Origin of the sequence: Pelodictyon phaeoclathratiforme BU-1 (assembly GCF_000020645.1) — a bacterium.
GTDB classification, from domain to species: domain Bacteria; phylum Bacteroidota; class Chlorobiia; order Chlorobiales; family Chlorobiaceae; genus Chlorobium; species Chlorobium phaeoclathratiforme.
On sequence record NC_011060.1, the window covers coordinates 610,394 to 632,161 of the forward strand.

Sequence of the window (21,768 nt, forward strand, 5' to 3'; positions counted from 1 at the left end):
TTAATAGCAACTTTGCTTTTCATAGCTTAATTATACCTAAAGTACCAATGAGTATCGATAATACGATTTCGCTCGCAACTGTCTCAGAGATTATTGGTAAAGTCTGGGCAGAACTTGAAGATGGAACCAGCCGTCTTCTGCAGGCAGGGGATATGGTTTATGAGGGTGAGGTTATTCATACAGAAACTGGAAGTCTGGTTGTGCTTCGGACTACGAATGGTGCTGTGTTAAGGGTTACCGAGGGCAAGGAGGTCGTCTTGGGTGCTGGGCTTTTTGCTCCTGCGGACAAGGATATTGCGGGATTGGTTGCCGAGGCGGGGAGTGATGCGCCGCCCGTCGGGCTGGAAACCTCTGACAGTCCCGAACCGCCTGTTGTGATCGAAAACAATCCTCAGAGTGGTAACCGTCTTCATGGATTTGTCCGTGTCGAGCGTGCTGTTGAGTCAGTTAATACGCCCCCCTACCTTTTGTGGGCTTATACAGGGAAATATAATGCATCAACGAGCCGTCGTTCGGCAGGTTACAGCCCCTTGCTTGAGGGTCGTGGCACTTTTGATGAGCGACTGGTAATTCCGGTTGAACCGGTCACCTTTGCTGCGGTGGAGCCGATGGTTCCGCTGGCGCCCATTTCGATGACATACTCCTCTTTACCGTTCGATGATGTTCCGAAAAATAATACAGCAGAGGTGACGGCTTCGGTTCAGGAGGATGCTCTTCTGGAGGGTAACCGTGATACTCCGGAGGATACGATGGTGGCAACGGGCAGTGTTGCTCCATTGATTGATACGGGAGCTGATGTGCCGGTAACCTTCAGTTTGCAAACCACGGGGCTTGATGCGTTTGGCTGGACTTCGAACGGAGTTCCGCTCAGCTTTACGGTATCCGGCAATACGTTGACGGCTTCTGTTCCTTCCGGTCCGGTCTTTACGCTTGTTCTTGATCCGTCTACGGGTGCTTTTACCTTTACGCTGTCTGCTCCGTTTGATCAACCTCCCGGATCCGGTGAGGAGGGCACCATCACTCTTGATCTCTCCAGCGCTATTGTTGTTACCGACAGGGATGGTGATGCGATAACGGTTGATAACGGGTTTACGATTATTGTTGAGAATGATGTGCCGATCGGTGTTGGCGGCATTGCGGGCAGTGTCGATGAAGATGAGCTTCCGTTTGGTATACCGGATGGTGATGGGGTGACTACGGTTGCAACAGGCAATATATCCAGCCTGTTCTCTGCGGGCGCCGATCAGCCGCTGACCTATGGTTTGTTGACCAACACCGGTGGTCTGCCCCAGGGTCTGACTTCGGCGGGGGATCCTGTTACTTATGTTGTTACGGGCAATACGCTGACTGCAACAGCCGGGGGAGGAACGGTCTTTACGCTTGTTCTTGATCCTGCAACGGGTGACTATACGTTTACGCTCTCCGACCGCCTGGATCATCCTTTGACCAATGGGGATGATAACGAAATCCTTCCGCTTGACCTGACAAGTATCCTTCAGGCAACCGACAGCGATGGCGATCACTCTGCTTCAGCCGGAACATTCACGATCAATGTTGAAGATGATGTGCCCGTTGGCAGCGGCCTGGTTACGGGCAATGTTGACGAGGATGAGTTGCCTTTAGGTATAACGGACAGTGATGCTTTTAACACGGTTGCGACAGGTAATATATCCGGACTTTTCTCTGCAGGTGCCGATCAGCCTGGGCGCTATGGTTTGTCATCCGAAACCGGAGGCTTGCGTCAGGATCTGACTTCGGCGGGGGTGGCGGTCACCTATTCGGTAAAGAATAATATTCTGACAGCATCATCCGGGAGCATTCCGGTCTTTACGCTGGAGCTCGATTCCGTTACGGGTGTCTATACCTTTACGCTGCTTGCCCAGCTTGATCATCCACTTGCCAATGGCGACGATAACGAAATCCTTCCGCTGAACCTGACGAGCATCCTCGAGGTCACCGACAGTGATGGCGATCCGTTGATTACGACAGGAACCTTTATCATCAATGTTGAAGATGATGTGCCGGTTGGTTCGGGGACGATTGTGGGCAATGTCGATGAAGATGAACTACCTGACGGCATAACGGATGGAGATACTGTAACCACCGTTGCACGAGGTAACGTGGCGGCGCTTTTCCGTATCGGAGCTGATCAGCGGGGTAATTTTGGCTTGTCTGGCAATACGAGTGGGCTTCCGGTGCTGTACTCATCCGGCATGTCTGTCGTGTACACTTTTACGGATAATACGCTGACAGCAACAGCCGGGGGCAATCCGGTCTTCACACTTGTTGTTGATTCTGTTACGGGAGACTATACTTTTACACTGATTGATCACATCGATCATCCTCGTGCTGATGGAGATGATACCGAAATACTTCAGCTTAATCTGACAGGCATTCTGCAAGTTACCGATGAAGATGGTGACCCCTTGATGACTGCAGGAACCTTCACCATCAATATTGAAGATGATGTGCCGATTGGTACTGGTGCGATTGTGGGTGAAGTGCAGGAAGATGCGTTGCTGGACGGAAATCGTGAAACCGCTTCTCAGACAGTGGTAGCTCAAGGCAATTTAGCTGCTCTTTTCCAGATCGGGGCTGATAATCCTGGAACGTATGGTTTAACGGGCGATACATCCGGACTTCCTGAGTTGCGTTCCGTTGGCATACGGGTCGATTACGCTGTTACGGTTAATACGTTGACGGCAACAGCCGGGGGCAATCCGGTCTTCACGCTCGTTATTGATCCTGCTACGGGAGACTATACCTTTACGCTGCTTGATCAGCTCGATCATCCTCGTGGTGATGGAGATGACAGCGAAACACTTTCGCTGGACCTGACGGGCCTCCTGAGGGTCACGGACAGTGATGGCGACACGTTAAACACCAGCGGAACGTTTACGATCAGTATCGAAGATGATGTGCCGGTCGGTGTCGGCATATTACAGAGAACGGTGCATGAAGATGCATTGAATGGAGGTAACCGGGAAACTCCGTCGCAGGTGATATCAGTGAATGGGAGTATAGCTGGTCTTGTCTCAATAGGTGCAGATCAGCCGGGAACTTATCTCTTTACGCTATCTGCTGATACGAGCCATCTACCGATTCTGAAATCAGCCGGATTGCCGGTTCTCTATGATGTTACTCCTGATGGAAATATACTGACGGCATACGTCGATTCTGATGGTATTGCGGGGTATAATTCTCAAACTGATCGACCAGTCTTTAAGCTGGTTGTTGATACGAGCACCGGAAACTATGTATTTACGTTGCTTGATCAGCTTGATCATCCGCTGAACAATGGTAATGACAGTGAGACTCTTTCGATTGATTTTTCGAGCATACTGAGAGTTTCCGATCAGGATGGTGATCCGTTGGCAACCTTTGGTGCCTTCACGATTAATGTAGAAGACGACATCCCGGTTCAGACCACTGCGACGGTAGTAGGCTCCGTACAGGAAGACGCACTGAGTGGCGGCAACCTCGACAACACCGCCGCCGACACGACGATAGCGACCGGTAACATCTCCGGCCTGGTGAGCGTTGGAGCCGATGCCTCCGCCACCTACTCGGTCCAGGCCAGCGGCCTGCCGACGCTGACCTCGAATGGCAATACGGTCACCTACAGCGCCGTCGATACCAATAGCGACACCATAACCGACAAGCTCGTCGCCTCCGCCTCCGGCAGCACGGTGTTCACCCTGGAACTGAACCAGACAAGTGGCGCCTACACCTTCACGCTGCTCGATCAGCTCGACCACCCGGTCAGCAACAGTGACGACACCGAAATCATGACGCTCGACCTGTCAGGCGGCCTTGTAGCGACCGACAAAGATGGCGATGCGATAACCATCAACAGCGGCTCTCTGCTGATTGAGGTAGAAGACGACATCCCGGTTCAGACCACTGCGACGGTAGTAGGCTCCGTACAGGAAGACGCACTGAGTGGCGGCAACCTCGACAACACCGCCGCCGACACGACGATAGCGACCGGTAACATATCCGGCCTGGTGAGCGTTGGAGCCGATGCCTCCGCCACCTACTCGGTCCAGGCCAGCGGCCTGCCGACGCTGACCTCGAATGGCAATACGGTCACCTACAGCGCCGTCGATACCAATAGCGACACCATAACCGACAAGCTCGTCGCCTCCGCCTCCGGCAGCACGGTGTTCACCCTGGAACTGAACCAGACAAGTGGCGCCTACACCTTCACGCTGCTCGATCAGCTCGACCACCCGGTCAGCAACAGTGACGACACCGAAATCATGACGCTCGACCTGTCAGGCGGCCTTGTAGCGACCGACAAAGATGGCGATGCGATAACCATCAACAGCGGCTCTCTGCTGATTGAGGTAGAAGACGACATCCCGGTTCAGACCACTGCGACGGTAGTAGGCTCCGTACAGGAAGACGCACTGAGTGGCGGCAACCTCGACAACACCGCCGCCGACACGACGATAGCGACCGGTAACATATCCGGCCTGGTGAGCGTTGGAGCCGATGCCTCCGCCACCTACTCGGTCCAGGCCAGCGGCCTGCCGACGCTGACCTCGAATGGCAATACGGTCACCTACAGCGCCGTCGATACCAATAGCGACACCATAACCGACAAGCTCGTCGCCTCCGCCTCCGGCAGCACGGTGTTCACCCTGGAACTGAACCAGACAAGTGGCGCCTACACCTTCACGCTGCTCGATCAGCTCGACCACCCGGTCAGCAACAGTGACGACACCGAAATCATGACGCTCGACCTGTCAGGCGGCCTTGTAGCGACCGACAAAGATGGCGATGCGATAACCATCAACAGCGGCTCTCTGCTGATTGAGGTAGAAGACGACATCCCGGTTCAGACCACTGCGACGGTAGTAGGCTCCGTACAGGAAGACGCACTGAGTGGCGGCAACCTCGACAACACCGCCGCCGACACGACGATAGCGACCGGTAACATATCCGGCCTGGTGAGCGTTGGAGCCGATGCCTCCGCCACCTACTCGGTCCAGGCCAGCGGCCTGCCGACGCTGACCTCGAATGGCAATACGGTCACCTACAGCGCCGTCGATACCAATAGCGACACCATAACCGACAAGCTCGTCGCCTCCGCCTCCGGCAGCACGGTGTTCACCCTGGAACTGAACCAGACAAGTGGCGCCTACACCTTCACGCTGCTCGATCAGCTCGACCACCCGGTCAGCAACAGTGACGACACCGAAATCATGACGCTCGACCTGTCAGGCGGCCTTGTAGCGACCGACAAAGATGGCGATGCGATAACCATCAACAGCGGCTCTCTGCTGATTGAGGTAGAAGACGACATCCCGGTTCAGACCACTGCGACGGTAGTAGGCTCCGTACAGGAAGACGCACTGAGTGGCGGCAACCTCGACAACACCGCCGCCGACACGACGATAGCGACCGGTAACATATCCGGCCTGGTGAGCGTTGGAGCCGATGCCTCCGCCACCTACTCGGTCCAGGCCAGCGGCCTGCCGACGCTGACCTCGAATGGCAATACGGTCACCTACAGCGCCGTCGATACCAATAGCGACACCATAACCGACAAGCTCGTCGCCTCCGCCTCCGGCAGCACGGTGTTCACCCTGGAACTGAACCAGACAAGTGGCGCCTACACCTTCACGCTGCTCGATCAGCTCGACCACCCGGTCAGCAACAGTGACGACACCGAAATCATGACGCTCGACCTGTCAGGCGGCCTTGTAGCGACCGACAAAGATGGCGATGCGATAACCATCAACAGCGGCTCTCTGCTGATTGAGGTAGAAGACGACATCCCGGTTCAGACCACTGCGACGGTAGTAGGCTCCGTACAGGAAGACGCACTGAGTGGCGGCAACCTCGACAACACCGCCGCCGACACGACGATAGCGACCGGTAACATATCCGGCCTGGTGAGCGTTGGAGCCGATGCCTCCGCCACCTACTCGGTCCAGGCCAGCGGCCTGCCGACGCTGACCTCGAATGGCAATACGGTCACCTACAGCGCCGTCGATACCAATAGCGACACCATAACCGACAAGCTCGTCGCCTCCGCCTCCGGCAGCACGGTGTTCACCCTGGAACTGAACCAGACAAGTGGCGCCTACACCTTCACGCTGCTCGATCAGCTCGACCACCCGGTCAGCAACAGTGACGACACCGAAATCATGACGCTCGACCTGTCAGGCGGCCTTGTAGCGACCGACAAAGATGGCGATGCGATAACCATCAACAGCGGCTCTCTGCTGATTGAGGTAGAAGACGACATCCCGGTTCAGACCACTGCGACGGTAGTAGGCTCCGTACAGGAAGACGCACTGAGTGGCGGCAACCTCGACAACACCGCCGCCGACACGACGATAGCGACCGGTAACATATCCGGCCTGGTGAGCGTTGGAGCCGATGCCTCCGCCACCTACTCGGTCCAGGCCAGCGGCCTGCCGACGCTGACCTCGAATGGCAATACGGTCACCTACAGCGCCGTCGATACCAATAGCGACACCATAACCGACAAGCTCGTCGCCTCCGCCTCCGGCAGCACGGTGTTCACCCTGGAACTGAACCAGACAAGTGGCGCCTACACCTTCACGCTGCTCGATCAGCTCGACCACCCGGTCAGCAACAGTGACGACACCGAAATCATGACGCTCGACCTGTCAGGCGGCCTTGTAGCGACCGACAAAGATGGCGATGCGATAACCATCAACAGCGGCTCTCTGCTGATTGAGGTAGAAGACGACATCCCGGTTCAGACCACTGCGACGGTAGTAGGCTCCGTACAGGAAGACGCACTGAGTGGCGGCAACCTCGACAACACCGCCGCCGACACGACGATAGCGACCGGTAACATATCCGGCCTGGTGAGCGTTGGAGCCGATGCCTCCGCCACCTACTCGGTCCAGGCCAGCGGCCTGCCGACGCTGACCTCGAATGGCAATACGGTCACCTACAGCGCCGTCGATACCAATAGCGACACCATAACCGACAAGCTCGTCGCCTCCGCCTCCGGCAGCACGGTGTTCACCCTGGAACTGAACCAGACAAGTGGCGCCTACACCTTCACGCTGCTCGATCAGCTCGACCACCCGGTCAGCAACAGTGACGACACCGAAATCATGACGCTCGACCTGTCAGGCGGCCTTGTAGCGACCGACAAAGATGGCGATGCGATAACCATCAACAGCGGCTCTCTGCTGATTGAGGTAGAAGACGACATCCCGGTTCAGACCACTGCGACGGTAGTAGGCTCCGTACAGGAAGACGCACTGAGTGGCGGCAACCTCGACAACACCGCCGCCGACACGACGATAGCGACCGGTAACATATCCGGCCTGGTGAGCGTTGGAGCCGATGCCTCCGCCACCTACTCGGTCCAGGCCAGCGGCCTGCCGACGCTGACCTCGAATGGCAATACGGTCACCTACAGCGCCGTCGATACCAATAGCGACACCATAACCGACAAGCTCGTCGCCTCCGCCTCCGGCAGCACGGTGTTCACCCTGGAACTGAACCAGACAAGTGGCGCCTACACCTTCACGCTGCTCGATCAGCTCGACCACCCGGTCAGCAACAGTGACGACACCGAAATCATGACGCTCGACCTGTCAGGCGGCCTTGTAGCGACCGACAAAGATGGCGATGCGATAACCATCAACAGCGGCTCTCTGCTGATTGAGGTAGAAGACGACATCCCGGTTCAGACCACTGCGACGGTAGTAGGCTCCGTACAGGAAGACGCACTGAGTGGCGGCAACCTCGACAACACCGCCGCCGACACGACGATAGCGACCGGTAACATATCCGGCCTGGTGAGCGTTGGAGCCGATGCCTCCGCCACCTACTCGGTCCAGGCCAGCGGCCTGCCGACGCTGACCTCGAATGGCAATACGGTCACCTACAGCGCCGTCGATACCAATAGCGACACCATAACCGACAAGCTCGTCGCCTCCGCCTCCGGCAGCACGGTGTTCACCCTGGAACTGAACCAGACAAGTGGCGCCTACACCTTCACGCTGCTCGATCAGCTCGACCACCCGGTCAGCAACAGTGACGACACCGAAATCATGACGCTCGACCTGTCAGGCGGCCTTGTAGCGACCGACAAAGATGGCGATGCGATAACCATCAACAGCGGCTCTCTGCTGATTGAGGTAGAAGACGACATCCCGGTTCAGACCACTGCGACGGTAGTAGGCTCCGTACAGGAAGACGCACTGAGTGGCGGCAACCTCGACAACACCGCCGCCGACACGACGATAGCGACCGGTAACATATCCGGCCTGGTGAGCGTTGGAGCCGATGCCTCCGCCACCTACTCGGTCCAGGCCAGCGGCCTGCCGACGCTGACCTCGAATGGCAATACGGTCACCTACAGCGCCGTCGATACCAATAGCGACACCATAACCGACAAGCTCGTCGCCTCCGCCTCCGGCAGCACGGTGTTCACCCTGGAACTGAACCAGACAAGTGGCGCCTACACCTTCACGCTGCTCGATCAGCTCGACCACCCGGTCAGCAACAGTGACGACACCGAAATCATGACGCTCGACCTGTCAGGCGGCCTTGTAGCGACCGACAAAGATGGCGATGCGATAACCATCAACAGCGGCTCTCTGCTGATTGAGGTAGAAGACGACATCCCGGTTCAGACCACTGCGACGGTAGTAGGCTCCGTACAGGAAGACGCACTGAGTGGCGGCAACCTCGACAACACCGCCGCCGACACGACGATAGCGACCGGTAACATATCCGGCCTGGTGAGCGTTGGAGCCGATGCCTCCGCCACCTACTCGGTCCAGGCCAGCGGCCTGCCGACGCTGACCTCGAATGGCAATACGGTCACCTACAGCGCCGTCGATACCAATAGCGACACCATAACCGACAAGCTCGTCGCCTCCGCCTCCGGCAGCACGGTGTTCACCCTGGAACTGAACCAGACAAGTGGCGCCTACACCTTCACGCTGCTCGATCAGCTCGACCACCCGGTCAGCAACAGTGACGACACCGAAATCATGACGCTCGACCTGTCAGGCGGCCTTGTAGCGACCGACAAAGATGGCGATGCGATAACCATCAACAGCGGCTCTCTGCTGATTGAGGTAGAAGACGACATCCCGGTTCAGACCACTGCGACGGTAGTAGGCTCCGTACAGGAAGACGCACTGAGTGGCGGCAACCTCGACAACACCGCCGCCGACACGACGATAGCGACCGGTAACATATCCGGCCTGGTGAGCGTTGGAGCCGATGCCTCCGCCACCTACTCGGTCCAGGCCAGCGGCCTGCCGACGCTGACCTCGAATGGCAATACGGTCACCTACAGCGCCGTCGATACCAATAGCGACACCATAACCGACAAGCTCGTCGCCTCCGCCTCCGGCAGCACGGTGTTCACCCTGGAACTGAACCAGACAAGTGGCGCCTACACCTTCACGCTGCTCGATCAGCTCGACCACCCGGTCAGCAACAGTGACGACACCGAAATCATGACGCTCGACCTGTCAGGCGGCCTTGTAGCGACCGACAAAGATGGCGATGCGATAACCATCAACAGCGGCTCTCTGCTGATTGAGGTAGAAGACGACATCCCGGTTCAGACCACTGCGACGGTAGTAGGCTCCGTACAGGAAGACGCACTGAGTGGCGGCAACCTCGACAACACCGCCGCCGACACGACGATAGCGACCGGTAACATATCCGGCCTGGTGAGCGTTGGAGCCGATGCCTCCGCCACCTACTCGGTCCAGGCCAGCGGCCTGCCGACGCTGACCTCGAATGGCAATACGGTCACCTACAGCGCCGTCGATACCAATAGCGACACCATAACCGACAAGCTCGTCGCCTCCGCCTCCGGCAGCACGGTGTTCACCCTGGAACTGAACCAGACAAGTGGCGCCTACACCTTCACGCTGCTCGATCAGCTCGACCACCCGGTCAGCAACAGTGACGACACCGAAATCATGACGCTCGACCTGTCAGGCGGCCTTGTAGCGACCGACAAAGATGGCGATGCGATAACCATCAACAGCGGCTCTCTGCTGATTGAGGTAGAAGACGACATCCCGGTTCAGACCACTGCGACGGTAGTAGGCTCCGTACAGGAAGACGCACTGAGTGGCGGCAACCTCGACAACACCGCCGCCGACACGACGATAGCGACCGGTAACATATCCGGCCTGGTGAGCGTTGGAGCCGATGCCTCCGCCACCTACTCGGTCCAGGCCAGCGGCCTGCCGACGCTGACCTCGAATGGCAATACGGTCACCTACAGCGCCGTCGATACCAATAGCGACACCATAACCGACAAGCTCGTCGCCTCCGCCTCCGGCAGCACGGTGTTCACCCTGGAACTGAACCAGACAAGTGGCGCCTACACCTTCACGCTGCTCGATCAGCTCGACCACCCGGTCAGCAACAGTGACGACACCGAAATCATGACGCTCGACCTGTCAGGCGGCCTTGTAGCGACCGACAAAGATGGCGATGCGATAACCATCAACAGCGGCTCTCTGCTGATTGAGGTAGAAGACGACATCCCGGTTCAGACCACTGCGACGGTAGTAGGCTCCGTACAGGAAGACGCACTGAGTGGCGGCAACCTCGACAACACCGCCGCCGACACGACGATAGCGACCGGTAACATATCCGGCCTGGTGAGCGTTGGAGCCGATGCCTCCGCCACCTACTCGGTCCAGGCCAGCGGCCTGCCGACGCTGACCTCGAATGGCAATACGGTCACCTACAGCGCCGTCGATACCAATAGCGACACCATAACCGACAAGCTCGTCGCCTCCGCCTCCGGCAGCACGGTGTTCACCCTGGAACTGAACCAGACAAGTGGCGCCTACACCTTCACGCTGCTCGATCAGCTCGACCACCCGGTCAGCAACAGTGACGACACCGAAATCATGACGCTCGACCTGTCAGGCGGCCTTGTAGCGACCGACAAAGATGGCGATGCGATAACCATCAACAGCGGCTCTCTGCTGATTGAGGTAGAAGACGACATCCCGGTTCAGACCACTGCGACGGTAGTAGGCTCCGTACAGGAAGACGCACTGAGTGGCGGCAACCTCGACAACACCGCCGCCGACACGACGATAGCGACCGGTAACATATCCGGCCTGGTGAGCGTTGGAGCCGATGCCTCCGCCACCTACTCGGTCCAGGCCAGCGGCCTGCCGACGCTGACCTCGAATGGCAATACGGTCACCTACAGCGCCGTCGATACCAATAGCGACACCATAACCGACAAGCTCGTCGCCTCCGCCTCCGGCAGCACGGTGTTCACCCTGGAACTGAACCAGACAAGTGGCGCCTACACCTTCACGCTGCTCGATCAGCTCGACCACCCGGTCAGCAACAGTGACGACACCGAAATCATGACGCTCGACCTGTCAGGCGGCCTTGTAGCGACCGACAAAGATGGCGATGCGATAACCATCAACAGCGGCTCTCTGCTGATTGAGGTAGAAGACGACATCCCGGTTCAGACCACTGCGACGGTAGTAGGCTCCGTACAGGAAGACGCACTGAGTGGCGGCAACCTCGACAACACCGCCGCCGACACGACGATAGCGACCGGTAACATATCCGGCCTGGTGAGCGTTGGAGCCGATGCCTCCGCCACCTACTCGGTCCAGGCCAGCGGCCTGCCGACGCTGACCTCGAATGGCAATACGGTCACCTACAGCGCCGTCGATACCAATAGCGACACCATAACCGACAAGCTCGTCGCCTCCGCCTCCGGCAGCACGGTGTTCACCCTGGAACTGAACCAGACAAGTGGCGCCTACACCTTCACGCTGCTCGATCAGCTCGACCACCCGGTCAGCAACAGTGACGACACCGAAATCATGACGCTCGACCTGTCAGGCGGCCTTGTAGCGACCGACAAAGATGGCGATGCGATAACCATCAACAGCGGCTCTCTGCTGATTGAGGTAGAAGACGACATCCCGGTTCAGACCACTGCGACGGTAGTAGGCTCCGTACAGGAAGACGCACTGAGTGGCGGCAACCTCGACAACACCGCCGCCGACACGACGATAGCGACCGGTAACATATCCGGCCTGGTGAGCGTTGGAGCCGATGCCTCCGCCACCTACTCGGTCCAGGCCAGCGGCCTGCCGACGCTGACCTCGAATGGCAATACGGTCACCTACAGCGCCGTCGATACCAATAGCGACACCATAACCGACAAGCTCGTCGCCTCCGCCTCCGGCAGCACGGTGTTCACCCTGGAACTGAACCAGACAAGTGGCGCCTACACCTTCACGCTGCTCGATCAGCTCGACCACCCGGTCAGCAACAGTGACGACACCGAAATCATGACGCTCGACCTGTCAGGCGGCCTTGTAGCGACCGACAAAGATGGCGATGCGATAACCATCAACAGCGGCTCTCTGCTGATTGAGGTAGAAGACGACATCCCGGTTCAGACCACTGCGACGGTAGTAGGCTCCGTACAGGAAGACGCACTGAGTGGCGGCAACCTCGACAACACCGCCGCCGACACGACGATAGCGACCGGTAACATATCCGGCCTGGTGAGCGTTGGAGCCGATGCCTCCGCCACCTACTCGGTCCAGGCCAGCGGCCTGCCGACGCTGACCTCGAATGGCAATACGGTCACCTACAGCGCCGTCGATACCAATAGCGACACCATAACCGACAAGCTCGTCGCCTCCGCCTCCGGCAGCACGGTGTTCACCCTGGAACTGAACCAGACAAGTGGCGCCTACACCTTCACGCTGCTCGATCAGCTCGACCACCCGGTCAGCAACAGTGACGACACCGAAATCATGACGCTCGACCTGTCAGGCGGCCTTGTAGCGACCGACAAAGATGGCGATGCGATAACCATCAACAGCGGCTCTCTGCTGATTGAGGTAGAAGACGACATCCCGGTTCAGACCACTGCGACGGTAGTAGGCTCCGTACAGGAAGACGCACTGAGTGGCGGCAACCTCGACAACACCGCCGCCGACACGACGATAGCGACCGGTAACATATCCGGCCTGGTGAGCGTTGGAGCCGATGCCTCCGCCACCTACTCGGTCCAGGCCAGCGGCCTGCCGACGCTGACCTCGAATGGCAATACGGTCACCTACAGCGCCGTCGATACCAATAGCGACACCATAACCGACAAGCTCGTCGCCTCCGCCTCCGGCAGCACGGTGTTCACCCTGGAACTGAACCAGACAAGTGGCGCCTACACCTTCACGCTGCTCGATCAGCTCGACCACCCGGTCAGCAACAGTGACGACACCGAAATCATGACGCTCGACCTGTCAGGCGGCCTTGTAGCGACCGACAAAGATGGCGATGCGATAACCATCAACAGCGGCTCTCTGCTGATTGAGGTAGAAGACGACATCCCGGTTCAGACCACTGCGACGGTAGTAGGCTCCGTACAGGAAGACGCACTGAGTGGCGGCAACCTCGACAACACCGCCGCCGACACGACGATAGCGACCGGTAACATATCCGGCCTGGTGAGCGTTGGAGCCGATGCCTCCGCCACCTACTCGGTCCAGGCCAGCGGCCTGCCGACGCTGACCTCGAATGGCAATACGGTCACCTACAGCGCCGTCGATACCAATAGCGACACCATAACCGACAAGCTCGTCGCCTCCGCCTCCGGCAGCACGGTGTTCACCCTGGAACTGAACCAGACAAGTGGCGCCTACACCTTCACGCTGCTCGATCAGCTCGACCACCCGGTCAGCAACAGTGACGACACCGAAATCATGACGCTCGACCTGTCAGGCGGCCTTGTAGCGACCGACAAAGATGGCGATGCGATAACCATCAACAGCGGCTCTCTGCTGATTGAGGTAGAAGACGACATCCCGGTTCAGACCACTGCGACGGTAGTAGGCTCCGTACAGGAAGACGCACTGAGTGGCGGCAACCTCGACAACACCGCCGCCGACACGACGATAGCGACCGGTAACATATCCGGCCTGGTGAGCGTTGGAGCCGATGCCTCCGCCACCTACTCGGTCCAGGCCAGCGGCCTGCCGACGCTGACCTCGAATGGCAATACGGTCACCTACAGCGCCGTCGATACCAATAGCGACACCATAACCGACAAGCTCGTCGCCTCCGCCTCCGGCAGCACGGTGTTCACCCTGGAACTGAACCAGACAAGTGGCGCCTACACCTTCACGCTGCTCGATCAGCTCGACCACCCGGTCAGCAACAGTGACGACACCGAAATCATGACGCTCGACCTGTCAGGCGGCCTTGTAGCGACCGACAAAGATGGCGATGCGATAACCATCAACAGCGGCTCTCTGCTGATTGAGGTAGAAGACGACATCCCGGTTCAGACCACTGCGACGGTAGTAGGCTCCGTACAGGAAGACGCACTGAGTGGCGGCAACCTCGACAACACCGCCGCCGACACGACGATAGCGACCGGTAACATATCCGGCCTGGTGAGCGTTGGAGCCGATGCCTCCGCCACCTACTCGGTCCAGGCCAGCGGCCTGCCGACGCTGACCTCGAATGGCAATACGGTCACCTACAGCGCCGTCGATACCAATAGCGACACCATAACCGACAAGCTCGTCGCCTCCGCCTCCGGCAGCACGGTGTTCACCCTGGAACTGAACCAGACAAGTGGCGCCTACACCTTCACGCTGCTCGATCAGCTCGACCACCCGGTCAGCAACAGTGACGACACCGAAATCATGACGCTCGACCTGTCAGGCGGCCTTGTAGCGACCGACAAGGACGGTGACCAGATCACCATCAACGCCAGTTCGCTGCTGATCACAGTCGAGGACGACATCCCGATCGCCCGTAATGATTCGACCCTGTACATTAAAGAAGGAAGTGAAATGGCTACATCTGTCGGAAATTTGGCATGGAATCTTCTGACATCAACAAATCCGTCAGGGGGAGCGACATCATGGAGAGACTATTCCGGTGCTGATGAGTCCATTACCATAACAAGGGTTGACTATGTTGATAGCCTGGGAGCCTCTCAATTCAAGATACTTTCGGGTGGTACGACCGGAGAACTTGATACAAAATACGGTAAATTAACGGTATTTAGTGACGGGGAGTGGCAATATACTCCAGACCCTTGGGTTAATCATTCCACAGAACCAGTCTCTGAAACCATAACCTATACCATTACCGATCGTGACGGTGACACGGCAACGGCGACAAAAACCCTAGTTGTTGAGGATACCGCCACGACTATCAGTGATCCGCTGGATAACTCTGTCTATGAAAGGAATCTTTCGACAGGATCCGATCCGAACCCTGTGCTGCTTGTTAAAACGGGTACTCTTGGCGTTAATAAGCAAGCAGATCCTATTAATGTAGTATTTAACGGAGCACCTCCGCCCACTGGTATAACCTCCAACAAAAAGACGATCTTCTATCATGAAAGTCCTGATGGCCATACGCTCACAGCTACAGACCTGGAGGCTGATGGTGGTAATGTGATTTTTACCATAGAAATCAAGAATTATGATTCTAAAGACGCATCCTATGAGTTTACCCTCTACAGGGCTGTCGATCATCTTTATGAGGATCAGAATACTGGTGCTACCATATCGCATGACCCTATTGAATTTCCGATCCGTTACAAGGTTCTGGAACCTTACGATAATGATACGGTTCTCAATTTCCCTTCAGGGGTTAATGGAGGCGGACTTGCTGAATTTACAGTCACGATTTATGACGACACGGCTCTTGTCGAACCTTTGCTGACCTTTCAGGAGGATGAACCGGATCCTGGTGAGAGAACGATGACGGTCAACGCTGATGCGAGATCGACCAATCTGTCCATAACCGGTACTCCTGCAGCGCATGGAACGGTTCAGGTTAATGACGGAACGATATCAGGTCTTCCCGATGGAACCATTACCTATACTCCATTCCCCAACACAAACTATAGTGGGACGGATACCTTTGAGTATACACTGGAGATTGAAAATACATCAACAACCGAAATTCGGACGGTGACCGTAACCGTGATTCCGGTGTCGGATGCGCCGGGAGTGACGGCTCTTGACTATACCCTCTCGACTCTGGAAGACACTCAGATTGATCTTCGCCTGTATGCACCGACGGTAGGTGATAAAACTGACCAGAATGGCATCGGCACAGCAGGTGATGATCCCGAACGGCTTGGCGCAATTACCCTTTCGGGGATTCCGGTCGGTGCGAAGATTTTCAAGGCTGATGGTACGACGCTTGTTTTTGAGGCAACCACAGGCCACACCTCATTTACCGTTATGCTTGTCAGTGGTGGCACAACGCCGGTTACCGGCACGGACAGCAAGTCGCTCTTCCTTGCCGAAACAACTGCCAACAGCTATTTAACGGTTTTGGAATACGAAGGGCTTAAACTACTGCCTCCACCCAACAGCGGCAACAATTTCTCTCCTGCTATCACCGTCTCGGTGACAGAATATGAGGTTGATGCAGCGGGTTACCAGAAAGAGGTCAGTGGCGTGGCGGTTCCCGGAGTGACCACAACCGCAACAATTGCGGTCGAGGTTCTTGCGGTGACGGATATTCCGCCTGCTCCAGGTCTTCTGATTGACGGTTTTGATACGCCCTACACGGCAAACTTCGAAGAGGATACCGTTTTTGACCTTGGCGCATTGCTTTCAACAACTTCCTTTGATGATACGACGGATGGCAGTGAACATCGTGAAATCGTACTCTCCGGGTTACTGAAAGATACGATTGTGACCTCAAATGCTCTTCCGGGACCAGTGACGATTGGTGCGACGGGTACCGTTACCATTCCCCTGATCAACAGTACTGTTCCTGCTGGTATCCAGAACGTTCTGCCGGGTATCACCATCACACCGCCGCCAAATTTCAGCGGCGAAATGAACGGTATAACCGTAACCCTGCAGGCGCTTGATACCGATCCGAATCTGCCAGCGGCATCGCCTGTTCCGGTGAGCTGGACTGATTCGGTTACCCTGAATCTGCTTGTTTTGCCGGTAGCTGATGATATTGCAGCTCCTGATGTATCGACTTCTGAGGACCAGTCGGTCAGGTTCCTGAAGGATCTTAGGGTTACCGATATCTCGTCCGGGTTGACCACAGGAGGAACGGAAATCATTACTGCGATAACCGTCAGTGATCTTGCGCTTGGTTGGGTAATAAAAAACCCTTCAGGAACAGTTGTTTTCACAGGAGACGGTACGGCTGATTTTTCCATCCCTGTAGGAGATTACACAAACTATACCGTTACTCCTCCGCCGCATAGCAGCGCCGATACAACGGTGAAGGTTCTCGTTACCACAACAGATACGGCTACAATTCAGGGAATTGATATCACGGATAATAGCAAAATCGATCAATTGCATAATATCAAGGTGACCGTTACCCCGGTAGCCGAGGCGGTTGCAGGGAGTGCTGTGCACAACGGAACCTCGGTAACGGTAACTGCGGCTGAAGCGGATTCTGATGTCAGCGGCACCGCTGATCTGGCCATCAATCCACATCACACCTACACGACTCACGGTACAGAGGGTCAGTTCGTTTCACTTACCGAGGCCGGGTCAAGCCCGTTTGCCATTGGAAGTTTTTGGCACAATGAGGATGCGGATGGTTCAGAGAGAACCTATGCCCTCTTTACGCCGACATATCTTGTCGGAGGTGTGCTGACAGATATGATTGAAGCAGAGTTCCAGTATACCGATGGTTCCGGGGTGCATACGGAGATCTTTAAAGGTACTCCGATAGCGGTAGAAATGCCTTATCTGCATACCGTATCGTTCAAAGCAAAACCTGGTTATAGTGGAGCAGTTACCATTGATGTTCAGGCAAAAACAGTTGACCATGGCCCTGATGACACAACGACCGATGTGTTCAATGTCAGTGGTCTGGCTCACCTCGACTTTATTGTTGATCCAGTGCCCAATCAAGTTACGCTTGCTGTGACCTCTCCTGTGCCGATTGATGAAGATTTGCTCAGGACGCTCTCCATTCGTCCGACGTCCACAGACACCGATGGATCAGAGAGCTTTACCATTACGATTACGGGTATTCCTAATGGCTCCGAGATGATCTATGATGGATCGACTATCTATGCGATAACGGATACATCGGGTACGGTAACCATAAATCACTTTGATTCTTCAAAAACGTTTACCATACAGCCGCCTCACAACAGTAATGAAGACATTACTCTCCATGTTACGGGTCACACGGTTGAAGTTCTTGATCCAACGAACCCCGGTACGATCTGCCAGCCTCTTGACATTATTGTCGATGTCAGGGGTGTTGCCGATCCTGTTGATGTTGTAACGACTGTGGCCGGATTTTCTGAGCAACGACTGGATAGTCTGCCTCCTTCAGATCTCATTAGTATGAGTAGTCTTATTTCTGTCACGCGGCAGGATACTGATGGTTCAGAAACCTTGTCGTTCTATTTTACAGGCCTCGCTAACGGTTTTGATATCAGCGGGGTGAATGTATCCTTCCTTGGTGGTACGGGTACCGAACGCAGATGGCTTCTCACTCCAGGTGATTTTGCGGGTACCACAATGACGGTTCCGAAAAACTTCAGCGGAACGGTCACCTTCCAGGGTGTTCCGGTGACCTCGGAAAATGATGGCAACTCCTGGACTGGTGATACCTGGGATCCCGTTGGGCTTCGCTGGACAAACAATACCTCTACTGGTGATCCGATACCCCTCTCCCTCACGGTTTCGCCATCACCTGAAGCGACGATTGTCGACCATACCGTCTTCAATGAGGATCAGTGGATACTGACTGATCCGCTCAATCCGGTGATGGGCGCCTATGCACGGGTTAATTTTGATCTTCTACCGCAGCCGCTTGTTGATACGAATGAAGTGTTGACGTCGGTCTGGATAAAAGCGGCCGATGTTGATGGCAGGGTGTTTACCCTCTCTTATGATGCAGATGATGCCGGTGCGGGTTCTCCGATTGTCCTTGGCGCTGTGGGAGGTATTCTGGCCGACGACGGTTATTACAAACTCACTGCGGAACAGTCGAAGCATATCTATGTGCAGAATACGCATGACCTGCATGGCAGCTATACCTTTGAGGTACAGTATGCGATTACCGATCCGACAAGTGATGGCACCACAGTCAGGATTATTAATCCTGCTACCGGAGGTTGGACAGGCGTAACAGCGAATTCGGTGACGACGCAGTCGACGATAGCCGCTTATACCCTGACGGTCAATGCGGTGACGGATCCGATTACTGATCCACTTGGTACAATTAGTGCTGCGGACGAAACTTCTTCTCACACGGTTATATCCGGGGATGTGGTTACGGTCTATGGCAGCACAGTACTCACGGTGCCGGTTGTTGTCACGCAGTCCAATTATCTTGCTGAAAATCCTGACGGGCAGGATCTGGATGGCAGTGAAATGCTTGAGCGTTTTATTATTGATGGTGTGCCGGACGGGATTACGGTTGTCGGAGCGACCTATGTCGGCGATACCGGTACGACACCCAATACCGGGCGCTGGATTTTGGATGTTAATCCGGATCTTCCATTTACATCCACCATTCCGCGAAATATTGCCTTTGATTTTGATGGAGTTGCTTCGCAGTTTATCGGTTGGTCGAAAACGATTACCATTACCGCAGAGAGCAGGGATACCGGGTCGGGTATACGTTCTGCTTCCGTATCGTTTACCATTGACAATAGCCTCGTTGTCTCATTTGATGACAGCGGCAGAGCTACTAATATTCCGGCGGCTATTACCCCATGGGGTCTCAACACCGTGAGTATGACAGAGGATACGGCTTCCATGCTTGCCGATCTGGCAACGGTTGCGATTTCTTCCATCACTGACAGCAGTCCCTTCAGTATTACGCTGAAAAATGTTCAGGCTGGCACCATTGTGACCGGTATGGAGCGTATGGTTTTGCCTGGAGACGAAGTGATTTATACCGCATCCGGCTCAGGTGGTGATGCCACATTGCAGACACTGCTGCATAACATTACCCTGACACCGCCGCCTGACTCGAACGAAAACAATCATAATGACCTGTTTGTCTTTGATCTTGCACTGACAACCTATGCGCCGGGCGGTCAGCAGAATACGGAGAAGTTTCATGGACAGATAGAGGTGTTGCCAGACAGTGATCCGACAACGAGCGTGATTACTCCTCGTGCCGGGAGTGAGTACGAGGATGATACGACCAGACCGTCGAAGGTGGACAGCGGAGCGGGAGTCCTCTTTACGGTTGCTTTCGAGAATGCGGCCGATGGTAGTTCGAATCAACTTTTGGGTAACGTAATGCTTGTGATTGATGAAAGAAGCATGGACAGCTATCTGGGAGGATTAGTATTGACGGATGATGGCACCGGTAAGGTACTCACGCTTGAGAGTAGTGGCGGAGGTTTTGCAAACTACAGTATCAGCGGTGTGCTTGCCAGTGATGTGTTGACCTTGACCTATTTCCCTGTTCCAAATGCCTCGGGCAGTATCGAGATAACGGCTTCGGTTAATTCCCGCGAGACGGGGAGCGTCCAGATCTCCGGCACCCCCGGGTCACTCACCATTGATGTGATTCCGGTCATTGATGGCTATAATCCCACATCCATAGTAGCGACAGGTCCGGAGGATACTCGTATTCAATTGGCTATCACCGGAGGGGGCCTGATTGATCTTGATGGCTCGGAGTCGGTACAGAGTATTTTGCTGAAAAAACTCCATAATTGCTGTCTGGTCTATATTGGAGATGATGCCGCTTCGGCAGTGTTGGCGCTCAATGCAGGAAGTGATGCATCCGGCCATAATACATGGTCGATTGGTAAGCTATCAACGATCACCGGAAAAATTGAGCTTCCAAACTATGTTGCGATTGTACCACCGAATAATCTCAGTGGTACGGTTGAGGGATTAGAGCTTGTCGTTATTACCACCGAGACGCACTTGCCTGGAGAATTGCTTGAGCAGACATTCCTCTTTGATACTGTGGTGACGCCGGTTTCTGATGGTCTGACGACGATCAGTCCGACTCATTCGTTCGGTCCAGAAGGTCAGATGGTGCCGATTAACCTCAATGTTTCAATGGCTGACTTTGATGGTTCGGAAACAGCGACGGTGACCTTGAGGGGATTTAGACAGTATGCTTCTTTCTATGGCGCAAGCGGTACCGAGTTGACGTTGGCCCAATTTAATCCGGCGACCGACTATAATAGTGGTACAGACACCTATACGCTTCACGGGCTTACGGTTGAAGATACAAATGCGCTGTCGGTTATACAGTCGGCCACTAATGGGACATCGACGGTGTATGTTGCTGCCTATACGGTAGATGGCGCTGCTCCTCAATCCGTAACAACGCCCGAGAAATCTTTCACCCTCAATATCTCGCCGATTGTTCCGACGACGAGCAACGATACCCTGCTCTATGATGGTGTGGCTGATCTTGCAAATACCAGAAGCTTTGACGGCCTAGCCGGAACTGATACGCTGGTGCTCCGGAAGGGTGAGGATATTGATTTTGCTGATAGTCCTGTTGATCGATCGATTTTCAATATTGAGTACATTGATCTGACGGTCAACGGCAATCACTCTCTTTCGAACATCACCTCTGCGGGTGTTGCTGCCATGACCGATCCTTCGACCCATGACCTGTATATTCTCGGCGACGGCGGTGACCATGTGGCGTTTACTGGAGCAGACTGGTCAACTGCAACTCGGATTGGAGATTACAATGTATATACCAGCAGTACGGATCCGACGGTCAAGGTTTCTGTGTACAAAGACATTTTATAATGGACAACTTAAAAACCTC

Annotated in this window: 1 protein-coding gene; it reads left to right on the forward strand. The window is 55.5% G+C overall.

Annotated elements, in window-relative coordinates:
- The first annotated feature begins 47 nt into the window (after positions 1 to 47).
- On the forward strand, positions 48 to 21,749 hold the full coding sequence (locus tag PPHA_RS15445; RefSeq protein WP_012507426.1) for a T1SS-143 repeat domain-containing protein: 21,702 nt from the start codon (positions 48 to 50) through the stop codon (positions 21,747 to 21,749).
- Positions 21,750 to 21,768 lie beyond the last annotated feature (19 nt).

Bases quoted from the DNA above. Each gene is read 5' to 3' on its own strand.
- PPHA_RS15445 (WP_012507426.1), top strand. From the start codon at position 48: ATGAGTATCGATAATACGATTTCGCTCGCAACTGTCTCAGAGATTATT.